Annotated in this window: 15 protein-coding genes and 1 pseudogene; 5 read left to right on the forward strand and 11 right to left on the reverse strand. The window is 51.2% G+C overall.

All coding sequences use genetic code 11. The features are described 5' to 3' along the window. Both OGY33_RS10995 and OGY33_RS11000 read right to left on the reverse strand, forming a co-directional pair. A pseudogene (locus OGY33_RS10995) lies at positions 1–248 on the reverse strand (hypothetical protein); the annotation flags it as partial. A 169-nt stretch (positions 249–417) separates the two neighbouring features. Further along, positions 418–2466, reverse strand: coding sequence for a lipase family protein (locus OGY33_RS11000; protein WP_191238991.1), 2049 nt, complete (start codon positions 2464–2466; stop codon positions 418–420). Between the two features lie 184 nt (positions 2467–2650). Here OGY33_RS11000 and OGY33_RS11005 point away from each other — a divergent pair, with 184 nt between their 5' ends. The 4 genes from OGY33_RS11005 (at position 2651) to OGY33_RS11020 (ending at position 6270) form a co-directional block, all read left to right on the forward strand. Beyond that, on the forward strand, positions 2651–3832 hold the full coding sequence (locus OGY33_RS11005) for an MFS transporter (protein ID WP_191238990.1): 1182 nt from the start codon (positions 2651–2653) through the stop codon (positions 3830–3832). After that, positions 3801–4760 (forward strand): HTH-type transcriptional regulator YidZ, encoded by a 960-nt coding sequence (gene yidZ, locus OGY33_RS11010; protein WP_003827051.1) that lies wholly within the window; start codon positions 3801–3803, stop codon positions 4758–4760. The genes OGY33_RS11005 and yidZ overlap by 32 nt, the downstream gene beginning before the upstream one ends. A 166-nt stretch (positions 4761–4926) precedes the next feature. Next, positions 4927–5673 carry a 4'-phosphopantetheinyl transferase family protein gene (locus OGY33_RS11015; RefSeq protein ID WP_191238989.1) on the forward strand — a complete coding sequence of 249 codons (747 nt, stop codon included), beginning with the start codon at positions 4927–4929 and terminating at the stop codon, positions 5671–5673. A gap of 30 nt (positions 5674–5703) precedes the next feature. Further along, positions 5704–6270, forward strand: coding sequence for an NADPH-dependent FMN reductase (locus OGY33_RS11020; protein WP_003827046.1), 567 nt, complete (start codon positions 5704–5706; stop codon positions 6268–6270). Between the two features lie 56 nt (positions 6271–6326). Here OGY33_RS11020 and adeP read toward each other — a convergent pair whose 3' ends face one another. Further along, positions 6327–7664 carry an adenine permease AdeP gene (gene adeP / locus OGY33_RS11025; RefSeq protein ID WP_003827042.1) on the reverse strand — a complete coding sequence of 446 codons (1338 nt, stop codon included), beginning with the start codon at positions 7662–7664 and terminating at the stop codon, positions 6327–6329. Positions 7665–7831: 167 nt separating this feature from the next. Here adeP and yieH point away from each other — a divergent pair, with 167 nt between their 5' ends. Next, positions 7832–8497, forward strand: a complete 666-nt coding sequence (yieH, locus tag OGY33_RS11030) for a 6-phosphogluconate phosphatase (RefSeq protein WP_003827040.1) — start codon at positions 7832–7834, stop codon at positions 8495–8497. A gap of 121 nt (positions 8498–8618) precedes the next feature. Here the strand turns inward: yieH and phoU are convergent, their stop codons facing one another. The 8 genes from phoU to OGY33_RS11070 all read right to left on the reverse strand — a co-directional run bounded on the left by phoU (position 8619) and on the right by OGY33_RS11070 (position 18081). Further along, complete coding sequence (gene phoU, locus OGY33_RS11035) at positions 8619–9344, reverse strand: phosphate signaling complex protein PhoU (protein ID WP_003023824.1); 726 nt, start codon at positions 9342–9344, stop codon at positions 8619–8621. Positions 9345–9358: 14 nt separating this feature from the next. Further along, positions 9359–10132 carry a phosphate ABC transporter ATP-binding protein PstB gene (gene pstB / locus OGY33_RS11040; protein WP_003023821.1) on the reverse strand — a complete coding sequence of 258 codons (774 nt, stop codon included), beginning with the start codon at positions 10130–10132 and terminating at the stop codon, positions 9359–9361. Between the two features lie 46 nt (positions 10133–10178). Next, complete coding sequence (gene pstA, locus OGY33_RS11045; protein ID WP_003827037.1) at positions 10179–11069, reverse strand: phosphate ABC transporter permease PstA; 891 nt, start codon at positions 11067–11069, stop codon at positions 10179–10181. Then, positions 11069–12028: a phosphate ABC transporter permease PstC gene (gene pstC / locus OGY33_RS11050; RefSeq protein WP_008786549.1), complete on the reverse strand. Its 960-nt coding sequence runs from the start codon at positions 12026–12028 to the stop codon at positions 11069–11071. Before pstC ends, pstA begins: the two co-directional genes overlap by 1 nt. 143 nt (positions 12029–12171) lie before the next feature. Further along, a complete protein-coding gene (pstS, locus tag OGY33_RS11055) occupies positions 12172–13212 on the reverse strand; it encodes a phosphate ABC transporter substrate-binding protein PstS (protein ID WP_003827033.1) in 1041 nt (346 codons plus the stop codon). Positions 13213–13546: 334 nt separating this feature from the next. Beyond that, positions 13547–15376 (reverse strand): glutamine--fructose-6-phosphate transaminase (isomerizing), encoded by a 1830-nt coding sequence (gene glmS, locus OGY33_RS11060; protein ID WP_003827031.1) that lies wholly within the window; start codon positions 15374–15376, stop codon positions 13547–13549. A gap of 240 nt (positions 15377–15616) precedes the next feature. Next, on the reverse strand, positions 15617–16987 hold the full coding sequence (glmU, locus tag OGY33_RS11065; protein ID WP_008786550.1) for a bifunctional UDP-N-acetylglucosamine diphosphorylase/glucosamine-1-phosphate N-acetyltransferase GlmU: 1371 nt from the start codon (positions 16985–16987) through the stop codon (positions 15617–15619). Positions 16988–17661: 674 nt separating this feature from the next. After that, a complete protein-coding gene (locus OGY33_RS11070; protein ID WP_003023809.1) occupies positions 17662–18081 on the reverse strand; it encodes a F0F1 ATP synthase subunit epsilon in 420 nt (139 codons plus the stop codon). Positions 18082–18086 lie beyond the last annotated feature (5 nt).

The following is an 18086-nucleotide window of genomic DNA, read 5'->3' on the forward strand; positions in this document are numbered from 1 at the left end:
CCATAATCTCCAAAATCAAAGATATAACTGGTCTCAATGACTTCTTTTCCTTTCACCAGTGGAATATTATCCGCAATCCTGAAACTTACTCTCAGTGAATTTAGCTGCCACTGGCACGGCCCGCCACCATCAATGGCAATACTGATCTGCCACAGCCCCCCCATACCCTGCCGGACGAAAGGCTGCGTAAAACCGTTGTATCCCCGGACAGGGTAAGATTCAAAGCTGGAGTTATAGCTTTTATCCATACACTTTTCAGAGCGGTAAAAAACCTGCATCGGCATTAGAGTGATGCCCTCTGGCATCCGGAATGAAACGCTGACACGTCGGGCATTATCAGGAGGGGAAAGCGTCTGATCTGTCTTATCTCTGCACCCACAAAGTAGTGCGATAGTTAACACAATGACGTTAATTCTATTAAAATAATTCAACGCTTTCCTCCGTCACCGCCGCGAAACGGGTCAGGGCATTGCGGCCAATTACATCAGACTCCGTGAGTTGCAGGGCTATCGGCAGTAAATCCTGAAGCATCAGAAATTCACGGTTACGCTGGAACTCATCCGGCTGCCCGTTACTGGATGCACTTTTCTCAACCTCATCGCGAAAGCGCATCCGCATTTCTTTTCTTCTCATCTTTAGCTCCGGATTTGCCAGTTCAAGCAGTTGATTATGGATGTAGGGCAAATAGCGGTGCGCCATCGAATGGTTTTGCGGGTCCGTACCTAAACCGTTCAGCGTTGGATTGGTATTTTTCGGAAAGGTCTTTGTCAGAGCATGCGGTGCGAGGCACTGGATGAACGTTTCCTGATGCTTACCGCTAGATTTCAGACATTCATCATTCAGAGAAGGAACCAGATATAGTTTCACCCCCACAAAATGGCGCGTGTAGATCTGTCCATCAAGTAGAGTTTTGTGGTTCGGGCTGGCAACCCGCATTGAACACTGCTCAGCCAAGAAAAAAACCACCGTTTTACCGTGATGCCAGTAAGGATCTTTTTTATCTACAAGTCCCACAGACTGATAAGTCAGATCCCGAACTGCGCCCCCAAGACCGGCAGCAGTCGTCAGTGACCAGTCAAACCCCAGCTTGTCTCCCAGCAGTCCCCATTTCTTATAAAAAGCGTTATCCAAATCAGCATCCGGAGGGATTTGTGTAATTGAGTCATTGTCGTTGACGTGCCGGTAATGGGTAATGCTGTCCAGAAAAGATATGGCCGCACGGGTAAATGTACGCGGCATTCCGTAGGTATACAGTATAGGCTGGTTGGTTTTCATCTCTCCTGCATATAGCAATGCTAACGCACCGCCTAAGCTATGCCCGCAGATAAAAAGTTTTTTCTCTTTATCTAACATTGCTTTAACAGAATCTAGCTGTTCCTTGAATTTCCGTTTAGCTAGCTCATAAGCCTCCAGAAATCCTCCATGAACATTTCCCGCCCCAGCCAGTTCCGGCAGGCAACGTTTTGGTGCAAATGATAAATCAGTTAGCACATTCAACAGACTATCAGTCCCGCACCATGCAACCAGCACATGCGTGCCACATTCCACCGTAAAGAGTCGGGAGTCTCCCTCCGGTTGATCACTATCTTTCGTGCTCAGATACACTGGTGGGAGATAGCGGTCATGAAAAGGAACATCGACCGCCAACGTGTGGTACCAGGAAGGAAATTCAGCAAACTGAGGAATGCATGATAGATCCTGACACTTATTCCGGAAGAAATAGTTGATAGTTTTATTATCTTTTTCTGCCGCATAAACCAGGTCAGCCATAATACCGAGATTCAGTGCGTTGGCGAGGTCATAGTCTTTTGTGTCGTGCAATGCCAATACCCATGCCCGAAATGGACAGATTTCAATAACGTGTCTTTTTTCCAGTAACTCGCAGGGGATCTCCGTCCCCTTCAAGGAGCGATTCGGTGGGAAATGGAATTCCGGAGCCTCCGGTTCATCCCAGCCTTCAATCAACGGCAGGCGGTCGCATAACTCCCCGATAGTGACATAGTGATACACATGATTAGCCGCTTCTGTTATTTCCTGTACATTCGATCGCCAGCTATTGTCACGGAGGCCCGACCAGAACATATTTTTACTCTCTGGCTGGCTGTTAGGATTACGCCTGACGCCCAGTGGCCGCAGTGTCATCTCGTCAGCCAGTTGCTGCCCATCCGTCTTAACGTCTACAGTTATCCAGTAAAGATCATCAAACCGGACCAATCCTTGATTGTCGGTAACGCCCGCCGGAGGGTTGGGGGGAGGCGTTGGGTTGTAGCTGTTTTCATGCTGATGCCACACTGATGATGTCAGAGGACGATATTCCAGCCTGACATTAAGTCCGCATACAGGAATGTTGTTCTCATCGACGAACTGCAGTTCAAGCCAGTATTTATGCTGCTCTCCACGACAGTAAACGATTTTTCCTTTCGGGTTTATACTCGTAACACAAGTATTATCACCAACTATTTCCACACTAATCCCTTTAACTTTGCATGGTTATATTTAATTCATCTTATCTCGCACATTTCTTAACCAATATAAATACATTCCGAATCAATAATAATTTCCTAACAGGAAATCACTGTTGTCCAAATGGCAACTCGTGCAGTTGACTCTCTGACCGTATGCTTAGCGCCACATTTCTTATGAGGTCGCTATGACACGCTTTCTAATCTGCAGCTTCGCCCTGGTTCTTCTTTATCCTGCCGGTATTGATATGTATCTGGTGGGGCTGCCCCGTATTGCTGCCGATTTACAGGCCAGCGAGGCGCAACTGCATATCGCGTTTTCGGTATATCTGGCAGGAATGGCGACGGCGATGCTGTTCGCCGGTAAAATTGCCGACCAGTCAGGTCGCAAACCGGTCGCCATAGTCGGCGCACTCATCTTTATTTTCGCCTCTGCGCTATGTTCTTTCGCCGAAAGCGGTACGCCATTCCTCATAGGTCGTTTTATTCAGGGCGTAGGTGCGGGCTGTTGCTACGTGGTGGCTTTCGCCATCCTGCGCGACACACTCGACGATCGCCGCCGGGCGAAGGTACTGTCGTTGTTGAACGGTATTACCTGTATCGTGCCGGTTCTGGCTCCGGTGATGGGGCATCTGATCATGCTCAAATACCCGTGGCAGAGCCTGTTCTACACGATGATGGGAATGGGTGTGGCTGTTTGCCTGCTGTCGGTGTTTGTCCTGCAAGAATCGCGCCCAGCAACGCTTATGGCGACGACGGAAAAGAGCCACACAACCGAATCACTGGTAAACCGCTTTTTCTTAAGCCGTCTGGCCATTACCACCCTCAGCGTGTCGGTGATCCTGACCTTCGTGAATACGTCTCCGGTGCTGCTGATGGAAGTGATGGGCTTCGACCGTGGTGAGTACGCCACCACGATGGCCATGACCGCAGGCATCAGTATGGCGGTCTCTTTCTCTACGCCATTTGCTCTGAGCGTATTTAAGCCTCGCGTTCTGATGCTGACCTCACAGGTGCTGTTTCTGTGTGCCGGCGTGGTGTTAACCCTTGCCACTTCACACGCAGTAACGCTTTTCGGGCTGACGTTAATCTGCGCCGGATTCTCGGTCGGCTTCGGTGTTGCGATGAGCCAGGCGCTTGGGCCGTTCTCGCTGCGCGCGGGCGTCGCCAGCTCGGCATTAGGTATTGCGCAGGTTTGCGGTTCCTCGCTGTGGATTTGGCTGGCGGCGGTTCTTGGCCTTGATGCGCTGAATATGCTGATCGGGATTCTGATTGGCTGTAGCATAGTGAGTATCATGCTGATTATCACTGTTGCACCTAACCGGTCCGCGCCAACTCATGAAGAAATCCCTCAGCAGTCTCGATCTTAATTTATTGCTCTGCCTGCAGCTGTTGATGCAGGAACGCAGCGTCACTAAAACCGCCAAACGGATGAACGTCACACCGTCGGCGGTCAGTAAGTCGCTGTCGAAGCTGCGGACCTGGTTTGATGATCCCTTGTTTGTGAACACCCCGCTGGGGCTATCGCCGACGCCGCTGATGGTCAGCATGGAGCAGAGCCTGGCTGAATGGATGCAGATGGGCAATCAGTTGCTCGATAAGCCGCACCATGAGTCTCCACGCGGGCTGAAGTTTGATCTGGCGGCCGAAACGCCGTTAGTGATGATCATGTTCAATGCGCTCTCCCAGCAGATTTATCAGCGCTATCCCCAGGCAACAATCAAAATACGCAACTGGGACTATGACTCGCTGGATGCCATTATTCGCGGTGAAGTGGATATTGGCTTTACCGGGCGCGAAAGTCATCCGCGTTCGCGCGAACTGCTGAGTTTGTTGCCATTGTCGATCGACCATGAAGTGCTGTTTTCCGATCTGCCCTGCGTCTGGCTACGTGAAGATCATCCCGCACTGCAGGAAGAGTGGAATCTGGACACCTTTCTGCGCTATCCGCATATCAGCATTAGCTGGGAGCAAAGCGATACATGGGCGCTGGATGAAGTCCTGCAAGAAATGGGACGCGCACGCAATATCGCGTTATGTCTGCCCGGTTTTGAGCAATCGCTGTTTATGGCCGCGCAGCCGGATCACGCGCTGATAGCCACCGCACCGGTCTATTGCCAGCGTTATAACCAACTCCACCAGCTTCCACTCGTTGCACGGCCAATGCCATTTGATACGGCGCAACTGGAAAAAATGCGCGTACCGTTCACTCTTCTTTGGCATAAACGCAACAGCCACAATCCTAAGATCGTCTGGCTAAAAGACACGATCAAGGCGCTTTATCGCGATATCTCCTGACGATCCTTCATTTTGGTGTTGCTAAATCGACCATTCTGGCAACAGAAATGTAAATATCGCGTAATGTCTCCCATTTTCGCTTAGTTTTTGGGCAGCAAAGCCTGCCCGGAAGCCGTGTAAATGTTACTCTGGTAATAATCACGGACCATTAATCACGGAGCGACAAATGGCGACACATTTTGCCAGAGGGATTCTTACGGAGGGACACCTGATTTCAGCTCGCCTCCCTTCTCCATGTCATATCGAAGCAAGAGGTCTACCCGCTCATCGCCGGACACGTTTCCTGGCATCCCGAAGTCTTCTCGCTGAACTGATGTTTATGCTTTACGGCACCAGCACGCTGCCCGAAATTGTTACTCAGGCCAAAGGTAAGCCCGTTTTTCGCGATAAGAACCTGCCGGGTTTTTCGATTTCCTATGCCGGAAATATCGTCGGCGTTGTGCTAACAACTGAAGGAACGTGCGGCCTGGATATGGAACTTCAGCGGGCCACCCGCGGGTTTCACAATCCAAATTCAGCGGAAACGTGGCGCTTCTCCAGTAACGAAAACCTGTGGATCAATAACCAAAACGACCCCAACGAAGCACGAGCGCAGCTCATTACATTGCGCCAGAGCGTACTCAAACTCACTGGCGATGTGTGCAATGACGATCCGCGCGAGCTCCAGCTTTTACCCGGCGCAGGGCGCCTGAAATGTGCCCATGTGGCGCAGGTTGAAGCCATTTGCGATGCGGAAGATGTACTGGTGTGGTCAGTTGCGGTTACGCCAACCATTGAAAAACTCAAAGTTTGGGAGTTTGATGGTAAACAGGACTGGAAAATTTTGCCTGATATCCAGACTCGCGCCAATGAGCCAACGGGTCGTCTGATCCGGTTCTCTCAATTATGTGCAGCGAAGAGCCATACGCTTTGATTTAACCTTCATGATGAAACAGGAGCCACCATGTCTGAAACATTGAATGTTGTTACGTTACTGGGAAGTCTGCGCAAAGGTTCGTTTAATGGAATGGTTGCCCGTACGCTGCCCAAGATTGCTCCAGCGGGAATGGAAGTGAACGCGCTGCCGTCGATTGGTGATATCCCTCTGTACGATGCCGACCTCCAACAGGAAGAGGGTTTTCCGGCCAGCGTAGAAGCACTGGCTGAGCAAATCAGAAAGGCTGACGGTGTCGTCATCGTCACTCCTGAATATAACTATTCTGTTCCGGGCGGACTGAAGAACGCCATTGACTGGCTGTCCCGCCTGCCCGATCAGCCATTATCGGGTAAGCCGGTGCTGATCCAGACCAGTTCTATGGGCGCTATTGGCGGCGCGCGCTGCCAGTATCATCTGCGTCAGATCCTGGTATTCCTCGACGCCATGGTAATGAACAAGCCGGAATTTATGGGCGGCGTCATTCAGAACAAAGTAGACCCGCAGACAGGTGAAGTGATCGACCAAAGCACGCTGGACCATCTGACCGGTCAATTGACCGCATTTGGCGACTACATTCAGCGCGTGAAAGCGTAAAAGAAAAAGCCCGGCGATATGCCGGGCTTGTTGATATATGGGCAAATAAACAACGATTAGTGCGCGTCGATAAACACAATCTTCAGCACAAACAGCAGCGCGACAATGATGACGCACGGGCTGAGATCGCGGAAACGTCCGGTACCAATCTTCATCACGCAGTAAGAAATAAAGCCCAGCGCAATACCTTCGGTAATTGAGAAGCTAAATGGCATCATCACGGCAGTAATAAACGCCGGAACCGCTTCTGTAAGGTCATCCCACTTCACGCGCGACAGGCTTGATGTCATCAGGACGCCAACGTAAATCAGCGCACCAGCGGCTGCATAACCCGGTACCATCCCCGCCAGCGGCGACAGGAAGATAACCAGCAGGAACAGCAGACCAACGACCACGGCGGTCAGACCGGTACGTCCACCGACCGAAACCCCGGAAGAAGATTCGATATACGCAGTGACGGAAGAAGTCCCGATAAACGCCCCGGTAACCGACGACACGCTATCCACATACAGCGCTTGCTTCATGCGCGGGAACTTGCCCTTCGCATCAGCCAGACCGGCTTTATCCGTAACGCCAATCAGCGTACCGGAGGAGTCGAACAGATTAACCAGCATGAACGAGAAAATCACACCCGCCAGGCCAATGTTAAACGAACCGGCCAGGTCGACATGTCCGATAACAGACATCACGCTCGGTGGCGCAGAAACGATACCGTTGTAATGAACATCGCCCAGCATCCAACCCAGCAGCGTGGTTACGATGATAGAAATCAGCACCGCCGCGTGAATGTTACGTGACGCCAGAATCGCGATGATAAAGAAGCCCAGGATACCGAGCAGTACGCTGTGGGACGTCAGGTTACCGATAGACACCAGCGTGTCTTTGTTGGCGACGATAACACCGGCGTTTTTCAGTCCCATCATGCCGATGAACAGACCAATACCACTGGTGATCCCCACACGCAGGCTAACCGGGATATTGGCAATCATCCAGTAACGAACGCGGAAAATCGTCAGCAGCAGCAGACCAACAGCGCCCCAGAAGATAGCGCCCATACCAATCTGCCATGACAGCCCCATCGCGCCAACGACCACGAAAGCGAAGAATGCGTTCAGGCCCATAGCAGGCGCAAGTGCGACCGGCAGGTTGGCAAACAGGCCCATCAGGATGCTACCAAATGCAGCAATAAGGCAGGTGGTAACAAAGACAGCGCTGGTATCCATGCCAGCCACGCCAAGAATTTGCGGGTTAACAAAAACGATATACACCATCGTCAGGAAGGTCGTTAAACCGGCGATCACTTCGGTCCGTGCCGTCGTGCCATGTTCGCGCAGTTTGAACACGCGTTCCAGCATCCCCTGGCCAGAAGCCTGGGTTGTGTGTTGTTGACTCATTATCAATTTCCGAACAAGGAGGGAAAATTCGTCGCTATCCTATACCAAAATGCGACAATAGGGTTGGGTTATGAGCAACTTTTTTCATTGATTTTGCTTATACGGCAACGATTGCGTCGCCCAATAATGCATTACGAAAACGTTAAACTTGTTAAAACGGAAATGACATGTCCCAGATAGAAGCCGTATTTTTTGACTGTGACGGTACCCTTGTCGACAGTGAAGTGATTTGTTCTCGCGCGTATGTCAGCATGTTCCAGGCGTTTGGCATTACGCTCGATCTTGAAGAAATTTTCAAACGCTTCAAGGGGGTAAAGCTGTACGAGATCATCGACATTATCAACGAAGAGCACGGTGTCGAACTGGCAAAAGCCGATTTAGAACCGGTTTACCGCGCTGAGGTCGCACGTCTGTTCGATACGGAACTGGAGGTGATTGCCGGTGCCAATGCGCTACTGGACAGCATGGCCGTACCAATGTGTGTGGTCTCTAACGGTCCGGTCAGCAAAATGCAGCATTCGCTGGGTAAGCTGGGCATGTTGCACCATTTCCCTGATTTACTGTTCAGCGGCTACGATATTCAGCGTTGGAAGCCCGATCCGGCCCTGATGTTCCATGCGGCGAAAGCGATGGACGTTAATGTTGAGAACTGCATTCTGGTTGATGATTCCAGCGCAGGCGCGCAGGCGGGGATTGCCGCCGGGATGGAGGTGTTCTACTTCTGCGCCGATCCGCATAACAAACCGATCGATCATCCAAAAGTGACGACGTTTACCGATCTGGCACAATTGCCGGAATTGTGGAAGGCGCGGGGTTGGAATATCGTCGAATAAACAGTAGGCCCGATAAGCAAAGCGCCATCAGGTGAATGGCGCAGAATGCCGGATGCGGCGTAACGCCTTATCCGGCCTACAATAGCGACGCCGGGGGATCCCGGCGAACGCAACAAACTGCTTATTCCTTCGGATCTTTGCCCGCCAGCAGCTTATCCAGCTCATCCCCGCCCACGTGACGGAAGTCTTGTCCCTTCACGAAGTAGAAGATGTATTCGCAGATATTCTGGCAGCGGTCACCGATACGTTCGATGGAACGTGCGCAGAACAGCGCGGTCAGCACGCTTGGAATGGTACGTGGGTCTTCCATCATATAAGTCATCAGCTGACGCACGATGCCTTCATATTCCTGGTCAACTTTCTTATCTTCGCGATAAATACGCACTGCTTCGTCCAGATCCATACGCGCAAACGCATCCAGCACGTCATGCAGCATTTGTACGGTGTGGCGGCCCAGTGATTCCAGGCTTACCAGCAGAGGCTGGTGCTGTTGCGAGAACTTCTCCAGCGCGGTACGGCAAATTTTGTCCGCCACGTCGCCAATACGTTCCAGCTCAGCGATGGTTTTGATAATCGCCATCACCAGACGCAGGTCGCTCGCTGTCGGTTGACGCTTGGCGATGATACGCACGCAGGCTTCGTCGATCGCCACTTCCATCATGTTAACGTTCTTATCGCCTTCAATGACGCGCTTCGCCAGCTCGCTGTCCTGGTTGTGCATCGCCGTGATTGCATCAGAAAGCTGCTGCTCGACCATGCCGCCCATGGTCATCACCTGGGTACGGATGCTTTCCAGCTCTGCATTGAACTGGCCGGAAATATGTTTATTAAGGTTAAGGTTATCCACAACAAGCTCCTGAATCAGCCGTAACGACCGGTGATGTAATCTTCAGTTTGTTTCTTCGCGGGCTTGGTGAACAGATCGTCCGTGTTGCTGAACTCAATCAACTCGCCCAGGTACATAAATGCCGTGTGATCGGAACAACGCGCAGCCTGCTGCATGTTGTGGGTAACGATAACGACGGTGTAATCCTCTTTTAGCTCAGTGATCAGCTCTTCGATACGCCCGGTAGAAATAGGGTCGAGCGCTGAACATGGCTCATCAAGCAGAAGCACTTCCGGGCGAATGGCGATACCACGCGCAATACACAGGCGCTGCTGCTGACCACCCGAGAGAGAGTACCCGCTCTGGTGTAATTTATCTTTGGTTTCGTTCCACAATGCGGCCTTGGTCAATGCCCACTGCACACGCTCGTCCATATCTGCACGCGAGAGTTTCTCAAACAGACGTACGCCAAAAGCAATGTTGTCGTAAATGGACATCGGGAACGGCGTCGGCTTCTGAAATACCATGCCCACTTTGGCACGCAGCAGAGCGATATCCTGGGTATTGGTGAGAATATTGTCGCCATCCAGCAGGATTTCACCTTCCGCACGCTGCTCCGGGTACAGTTCAAACATTTTGTTGAACGTACGCAGCAGCGTCGATTTACCACAGCCTGACGGCCCGATAAACGCCGTTACCTGGTTTTTAGCTATATCCAGGTTGATGTTCTTCAGGGCATGGAATTTGCCATAGTAGAAGTTCAAATCACGAACCTGAATCTTACCCGGAGCAGTATCAACCATACTCATTTCAATCTCTTCCTCATCCGGCGCCGCATCAGCCACGCCGTAAAAATTAACCGTGTTTCTTCTTCGCGAAAATGACGCGCGCCAGAATGTTCAGCAGCAGTACGCACAGGGTAATAATCAGTACCCCGGCCCAGGCCAGTTGCTGCCACTCAGCAAACGGGCTCATAGCAAACTTAAAGATAGTGACCGGCAGGTTGGCGATAGGCTGCATCATGTCGGTGCTCCAGAACTGGTTGGAGAGCGACGTAAACAGCAGCGGAGCCGTTTCACCTGCGATACGAGCAATCGCTAACAGAACACCTGTAATGATCCCCGAGACAGACGCCTTCAGGGTGATCGCAGAAATCATCTTCCATTTCGGCGTACCCAGTGCATAGGCAGCTTCACGCAGGCTATCCGGCACCAGCTTGAGCATGTTCTCCGTGGTACGGATAACAATGGGCACCTGCAGCAGCGCCAGCGCGATAACGCCCGCCCAGCCAGAGAAGTGCTCCATTTTTGCTACCACGATGGTGTAAACGAACAGACCGACCACGATTGATGGCGCAGACAGCAGAATGTCATTGATAAAGCGGATAACCTCAGCCAGCCAGGACTTACGTCCGTACTCTGCCAGGTAGATACCCGCCATAATGCCAAGCGGAGTACCAAACACGGTCGCCCACAGAATTAACAGTCCGCTACCGGCCAGGGCGTTCGCCAGACCACCACCCGCTGTATTCGGCGGAGGCGTCATTTCGGTGAACAGCGCCAGCGACATACCGTCAATACCACGGGTGATCGTGGACATCAGGATCCAAATGAGCCAGAACAGACCGAACGCCATGGTCGCCATAGAGAGCGTCAGCGCGATGCGGTTCTTCAGACGGCGACGTGCCTGCATTTTACGGCGGGACTCCGCCAGCGCAGTGGTGTTTTGCATTTCAAGCGTAGCCATTAGCGTGCCCCCTCGTTCTTCGCAAGGCGCATGATCATGAACTTAGACGCCGCCAGTACGATGAAGGTGATCACAAACAGAATCAGACCCAGTTCCATCAACGCAGCAACGTGCAGCCCCGATTCCGCTTCGGCAAATTCATTCGCCAGCGCAGAGGTAATACTGTTGCCCGGCATGTACAGCGAGGCGCTATCGAGCTGGTAGGTGTTACCAATGATAAAGGTCACCGCCATGGTTTCACCCAGCGCGCGGCCCAGACCCAGCATCACACCACCGATCACACCATTTTTGGTGAACGGCAGGACGATACGCCAGATAACTTCCCAGGTGGTACAGCCGATGCCGTAGGCTGACTCTTTCATAAGCACCGGCGTTTGTTCGAACACATCACGCATAACCGCAGCAATGTACGGAATGATCATGATAGCGAGGATCACACCAGCCGCCAGAATACCGATACCAAACGCCGGGCCAGCGAACAGTGCACCAACAAACGGAATGTTGGAAAGGATGTTTCCGACCGGCTCCTGGAAGTACGTCGCAAACAGCGGGGCAAAGATAAACAGGCCCCACATGCCGTATACGATACTCGGAATTGCTGCCAGCAGTTCAATAGCGATACCCAGCGGACGACGCAGCCAACCGGGTGCAAGTTCAGTCAGGAACAGCGCAATGCCGAAACTCACCGGAACGGCAATCAGCAATGCAATAAACGAGGTGACCAGCGTACCGTAAATCGGTACCAGCGCGCCGTAGATATCGTTCGGCGCATCCCAGTCTTTGGTCCACAAAAAGGAGAAACCAAATTTCTGTATGCTTGGCCAGGAGGAGATAACCAGAGAGACAATAATGCCACCCAACATCAATAGCACAATCAGCGCAGCCAGTTTTACCAGCGCGCTGAATATCATGTCACCCTTTTTACCCGGTGGGTTAAAAGCAGGCTTGGTTGCAGCCATAAATCACTCTTTAAGTTAAACGCGTTTACGAAATTGCCCTGCCGGATGGCGCTACGCTTATCCGGCCTACAAATTGGGCCTACAGTCGGAACTGTAGGGCGGATAAGCGTAGCGCCATCCGCCAACTCGTTAAAGATATTCTATTAGTACAGCGCTTTACCGCTGCTGTCTTTCACGTTGGTCTTCCATGCAGCACGAATCTGCTCAACCACGCTGTCCGGCAGGCTGGCGTAATCCAGGTCATTAGCCTGTTTGCCACCATTTTTGTATGCCCAGTCGAAGAATTTCAGCACTTCAACGCCCTGCTCAGGCTTCTTCTGCTCTTTATGGACGAGGATGAAGGTGGTGGAAGTGATTGGCCACGCATCGTCACCTTTCTGGTTAGTCAGATCCTGAGCGAAAGTTTTGCTCCAGTCAGCGCCTTTAGCGGCGTTGGCAAAGTTTTCTTCGGTCGGGCTTACCGGTTTACCATCAGCAGAGACCAGCTTGGTGTACGCCAGGTTGTTCTGCTTAGCGTAAGCGTACTCAACGTAACCGATAGAACCCGGCAGACGCTGTACGAACGCGGCGATACCGTCGTTACCTTTACCGCCCAGACCGGTCGGCCAGTTTACGGTAGAGCCAGAACCAATTTTAGATTTCCACTCTTCGTTCACTTTCGCCAGGTAGCTAGTGAAGACGAAGGAAGTACCGGAACCATCAGCGCGGCGCACAACAGCGATATTTTGCGAAGGCAGCTTCAGACCTGGGTTCAGTTTGGTGATGGCTTCGTCATCCCACTTCTTAATTTTACCGAGGTAGATGTCGCCCAGCGTTTTACCATCAAGCACCAGCTCGCCGGATTTCAGTCCAGGGATATTCACCGCCAGCACCACACCGCCGATAACGGTCGGGAACTGGAACAGGCCTTCTTGTGCCAGTTTCTCGTCAGACAGCGGGGCATCAGAAGCGCCGAAATCAACGGTATTGGCCGTAATTTGTTTTACACCACCGGAGGAGCCGATACCCTGGTAGTTTACTTTGCTACCGGTCTCTTTCTGATAGGTATCTGCCCATTTGGCATACACTGGCGCAGGGAAGGTTGCACCTGCACCTGTCAGGCTCGCTGCTGCAAACGCAGAGAACGCGCTCATGGATAAGGTCGCGGCGACAACAGTTGCGACAGTGGTACGCATAACTTTCATAATGTCTCCTGCACGGTTTTCGTAAATCGTTGTTTGAGTTGCTACTGTGAGCAAAATAGGACAAACAGGTGACAGTTAAATGTACGAAATATGACAGTTTTATGACAATGAAAAATACGAGAAGTTATTTACCTAAAAATACATTTAAAACAAAACGTTAACCATTACCATGACAATAACATTTCGCTAAAATTTTCTTTTTATGACACTGCAAACAGTAGCTGAAGATGACGGTTTGTCACATAAAACAGGCGGGATAATTGATTAAAAACAGAACAAGTTTAAAAAAATGCCCCGCTTATAGCAGGGCATTTTCAGTTCAGTTAGGTACGGATTACTCTACGGTAACCGACTTCGCCAGGTTACGCGGCTGATCCACGTCGGTGCCTTTAATCAGCGCCACATGATACGCCAGCAACTGCAGCGGAACGGTATAGAAGATCGGTGCAATCACCTCTTCCACATGCGGCATCTCAATGATGTGCATATTTTCGCTGCTGGTAAAGCCAGCATCCTGGTCAGCAAAGACGTACAGTTGACCACCACGGGCGCGAACTTCTTCAATGTTGGACTTCAGTTTTTCCAGCAGTTCGTTGTTCGGCGCAACCACGATAACCGGCATATCGGCATCAATCAGCGCCAGCGGACCGTGTTTCAGTTCGCCTGCGGCATATGCTTCAGCGTGAATATACGAGATCTCTTTCAGCTTCAGCGCGCCTTCCAGCGCAATCGGGTACTGATCGCCGCGGCCCAGGAACAGCGCATGGTGTTTATCAGAGAATCCTTCAGCCAGAGCGGCAATGCGTTTGTCCTGAGACAGCATCTGCTCAATACGGCTCGGCAGCGCCTGCAGACCGTGAACGATTTCCTGCTCAATAGCCACATCCAGGCCTTTCAGACGAGACAGTTTCGCCACCAGCATCAGCAGAACGGTCAGCTGAGTGGTAAATGCTTTCGTGGAGGCCACGCCGATTTCGGTACCGGCATTAGTCATCATCGCCAGGTCGGATTCGCGCACCAGAGAAGAGCCCGGTACGTTACAAATAGCCAGCGAGCCCAGATAGCCCAACTCTTTGGATAAGCGCAGACCCGCCAGGGTATCTGCCGTTTCACCAGACTGGGAAAGAGTGATCATCAGGCTGTTACGACGCACGGCGGATTTGCGATAGCGGAATTCGGAAGCAATTTCGACATCACAAGGAATGCCAGCCAACGATTCAAACCAGTAGCGGGACACCATACCGGAGTTGTACGACGTACCGCAGGCGATAATCTGGATATGCTCAACCTGAGACAGCAGCTCGTTGGCATGCGAACCCAGCTCGCTTAAATCCACTTCACCGTGGCTGATACGGCCGGTCAGCGTGTTTTTAATTGCGTTCGGCTGTTCGTAGATCTCTTTCTGCATGTAGTGGCGATAAATACCTTTTTCGCCCGCATCGTATTGCAGATTAGATTCGATATCCTGACGTTTCACTTCCGCGCCAGACTTGTCGAAAATAGAGACCGAACGACGGGTTACTTCCGCGATGTCGCCCTCTTCCAGGAAGATGAAGCGACGGGTTACCGGCAGCAGTGCCAGCTGATCGGAAGCGATAAAGTTCTCACCCATACCCAGACCAATCACCAGCGGGCTGCCAGAACGGGCCGCCAGCAGGGTTTCCGGGTTACGGGTATCCATGATCACCGTGCCGTAGGCACCGCGCAGCTGCGGAATAGTGCGCAGCACGGCTTCACGCAGCGTACCACCCTGTTCCAGCTCCCAGTGCACCAGGTGAGCAATCACTTCGGTGTCGGTTTCAGAAACAAAGGTGTAGCCACGCGTTTTCAACAGCTCACGCAGTGGTTCATGGTTTTCAATGATGCCGTTATGCACCACAACAATGTGTTCAGAAACATGGGGATGCGCGTTCGCTTCTGAAGGTTCACCGTGTGTCGCCCAGCGGGTGTGAGCAATACCAGTACCACCATGCAGCGGATGTTCTTCCGCAGCAGCAGTCAGCATCTGCACTTTACCCAAACGACGCAGACGGGTCATGTTGCCTTCAGCATCGACAACGGCCAGACCAGCAGAGTCATAACCACGATATTCCAGACGACGTAAACCTTCGAGAAGGATTTCAGCTACATCACGCTGCGCGATAGCGCCAACAATTCCACACATATTTTTTGATTCCGAATTTAGGCATTGTGCCTGTCGTTGTCGGTCAACCTGATACCCGTATTCCGGGCGCCCCGAGCCTTGTAGAGAGTGGGGTTATTTTTATAGGTACTGCTTGTTGAGCGGAGGATTATATTATCCCCTCATCTCTTGTCTGCCTGATGGCGCTCACGCTTATCAGGCCTACAGAACGTCACCGCACGTAGGCCGGATAAGGCAAAGCCGCCATCCGGCAAAAATAAATTACTTCTTCTTCACCGGACGCTGCCAGCCCTGTTTATGGACCTGAGGTACACGGCTTAATACCAATTCGTTATCAGCGACATTACGCGTTACGGTGGTTCCTGCTGCAATCGTCGCACCTTTACCCACGGTGACAGGTGCCACCAGCTGAGTATCAGAACCGACAAACACATCATCGCCAATAATGGTTTTAAATTTATTCGCGCCATCGTAATTGCAGGTGATCGTACCCGCGCCGATATTCACGTTATCGCCAATTTCCGCATCGCCCAGATAGGTCAAATGACCAGCTTTAGAGCCTTTACCCAGACGCGCTTTTTTCATTTCGACGAAGTTACCCACGTGTGCGCCTTCCTGCAGCTCTGCACCCGGGCGCAGACGCGCGAATGGACCGATGGTGCAAGCGGCTTCCAGATGGGCATCTTCCACCACACTGTACGGGCTAAGCTCACACCCCTCACCAATCACGCTGTTTTTGATGATACAGCCAGCGCCAATCTTGACGCGATCTCCAACGGTTACGTTACCTTCAATGATAACGTTAGTATCAATTTCAACATCGCGCCCGTGAATCAGCGTACCGCGAAGATCAAAACGTGCAGGATCGCGCAGCATCACGCCCGCCAGCAGCAGTTTTTCTGCCTGCTCGGACTGATACACACGTTCCAGACGGGATAACTGAAGGCGGTTATTTACCCCTTCCGTTTCACTGATTCGTGCCGGATGTACTGCCGCAATTTCACGTCCTTCCTGATACGCCATCGCGATGATATCGGTGATGTAGTATTCACCCTGCACGTTGTTGTTGGTCAGTTTAGACAGCCAACGCTTCATGTCAGCGCCGTTGGCAATCAGAATGCCAGTGTTGATTTCCTGGATTTGACGCTGCTCGTCGGTTGCATCTTTATGCTCAACAATGCCAGTAACTTTGCCGTTATCACGGGTAATACGCCCATAGCCGGATGGGTCGTCCAGTTTTACCGTTAACAAACCGATACCACCCTGCGGTTTGGCTTCACGCAGGCGACGTAAGGTATCGGTAGAGATCAGCGGCACATCTCCATAGAGCATTAAAATGTCTTCGTCATCACTAAAGAATGGCGCCGCCTGCTGCATTGCATGGCCGGTACCCAACTGCTCAGCCTGCAGAACCCAATTCAGATTGCCATCTTTCAGCGTTTGCTTAAGCAGATCACCACCGTGTCCGTAGACAAGGTGTACATGAGTCGCACCTAATTCATTAGCTGCATCAATGACATGCTGAACCATCGGCTTTCCTGCGAGGGTGTGCAGCACTTTAGGAAGATCGGAATACATACGCGTGCCTTTGCCTGCGGCAAGGATCACAACGCTCATAGCATTATTCAACATACACGTCCTGACTGTAATTTGAGAACGAATTTATACCGTTTCACATTGAAAATACTACATTTTTTTCAGCGTGAAATGGACCGAAGATAAAACGTTCAACAGGGGGGATTCCCCATCTGATAACTCACTATTTTCGTCTATATCTGCGTCTTTTGTCTCCCAAAAACCAGGAGTCTGCTCTTATTAAAGCCTTAGGTTAATGTTTTTGCTATTTTTTTACCGCATGAATAAAGCATTACATCAGCATAGTACGATTTTATTTATGTGATTCAGTGAGAAGCAGAAAAACGGGTTGGGAAAATTGAGGGGAGGAATGATAGAGAACAAATGATACAGCGAAGGAGGGGGATTTAATGACGATGACGCTAGCTGATAAACCGCATTAAGCTTCGCGCCACAGAGCTGGCGGGGAAAGACTAAAAACTCATATTGCTGAACAGGGCGATGATTTTGTTGATCAATTTCATGTTGGTATCTCTTTTTTTATCTGAGTTCATTATGTGACATACATCACATAAAAAAGAGTCTACGCCTCATTTTTTAACCAATCAATATTTTTATGATCTAAATCACGAAATAATAAAACTGCTTTTTATTTACATATTTCCTGTAACCAAGCCATAAAAAAAGCCAGCCTGGAAACCAGACTGGCCTTTGTGCTTTTCAAGCCGGTGTTACATCGCTTTTTTGGTCAACTCGATAACGCGCAGTTTCGCGATCGCTTTGGCCAGTTCCGCAGATGCCTGAGCGTAATCCACGTCACCATGAGAGCTCTTGATATGCTCTTCAGCCTTACGCTTCGCTTCCAGGGCTCTCGCTTCATCGAGATCCTGTCCGCGAATCGCGGTATCAGCCAGTACGGTCACGCTGCCAGGCTGCACTTCGAGAATGCCGCCGGACAGATAGATAAACTCTTCATGACCGAACTGTTTAACGATGCGGATCATACCAGGCTTAATGGCGGTGAGCAGCGGTGCGTGACCCGGGAAAATACCCAGTTCACCTTCACTACCCGTTACCTGGATTTTCTCGACCAGACCAGAGAACATTTGTTGCTCTGCGCTGACGACGTCCAGGTGGTAAGTCATTGCCATATCAC

Source organism: Citrobacter sp. Cpo032 (assembly GCF_030332975.1).
GTDB lineage: Bacteria > Pseudomonadota > Gammaproteobacteria > Enterobacterales > Enterobacteriaceae > Citrobacter > Citrobacter portucalensis.

Coding starts and splice junctions, on each gene's coding strand:
- OGY33_RS11015 (WP_191238989.1), top strand. CDS start 4,927: ATGGCGACACATTTTGCCAGAGGGATTCTTACGGAGGGACACCTGATT.
- glmS (WP_003827031.1), bottom strand. CDS start 15,376: ATGTGTGGAATTGTTGGCGCTATCGCGCAGCGTGATGTAGCTGAAATC.
- pstC (WP_008786549.1), bottom strand. CDS start 12,028: ATGGCTGCAACCAAGCCTGCTTTTAACCCACCGGGTAAAAAGGGTGAC.
- yieH (WP_003827040.1), top strand. CDS start 7,832: ATGTCCCAGATAGAAGCCGTATTTTTTGACTGTGACGGTACCCTTGTC.
- OGY33_RS11070 (WP_003023809.1), bottom strand. CDS start 18,081: ATGGCAATGACTTACCACCTGGACGTCGTCAGCGCAGAGCAACAAATG.
- OGY33_RS11005 (WP_191238990.1), top strand. CDS start 2,651: ATGACACGCTTTCTAATCTGCAGCTTCGCCCTGGTTCTTCTTTATCCT.
- yidZ (WP_003827051.1), top strand. CDS start 3,801: ATGAAGAAATCCCTCAGCAGTCTCGATCTTAATTTATTGCTCTGCCTG.
- pstB (WP_003023821.1), bottom strand. CDS start 10,132: ATGAGTATGGTTGATACTGCTCCGGGTAAGATTCAGGTTCGTGATTTG.
- glmU (WP_008786550.1), bottom strand. CDS start 16,987: ATGTTGAATAATGCTATGAGCGTTGTGATCCTTGCCGCAGGCAAAGGC.
- pstA (WP_003827037.1), bottom strand. CDS start 11,069: ATGGCTACGCTTGAAATGCAAAACACCACTGCGCTGGCGGAGTCCCGC.
- pstS (WP_003827033.1), bottom strand. CDS start 13,212: ATGAAAGTTATGCGTACCACTGTCGCAACTGTTGTCGCCGCGACCTTA.
- adeP (WP_003827042.1), bottom strand. CDS start 7,664: ATGAGTCAACAACACACAACCCAGGCTTCTGGCCAGGGGATGCTGGAA.
- OGY33_RS11020 (WP_003827046.1), top strand. CDS start 5,704: ATGTCTGAAACATTGAATGTTGTTACGTTACTGGGAAGTCTGCGCAAA.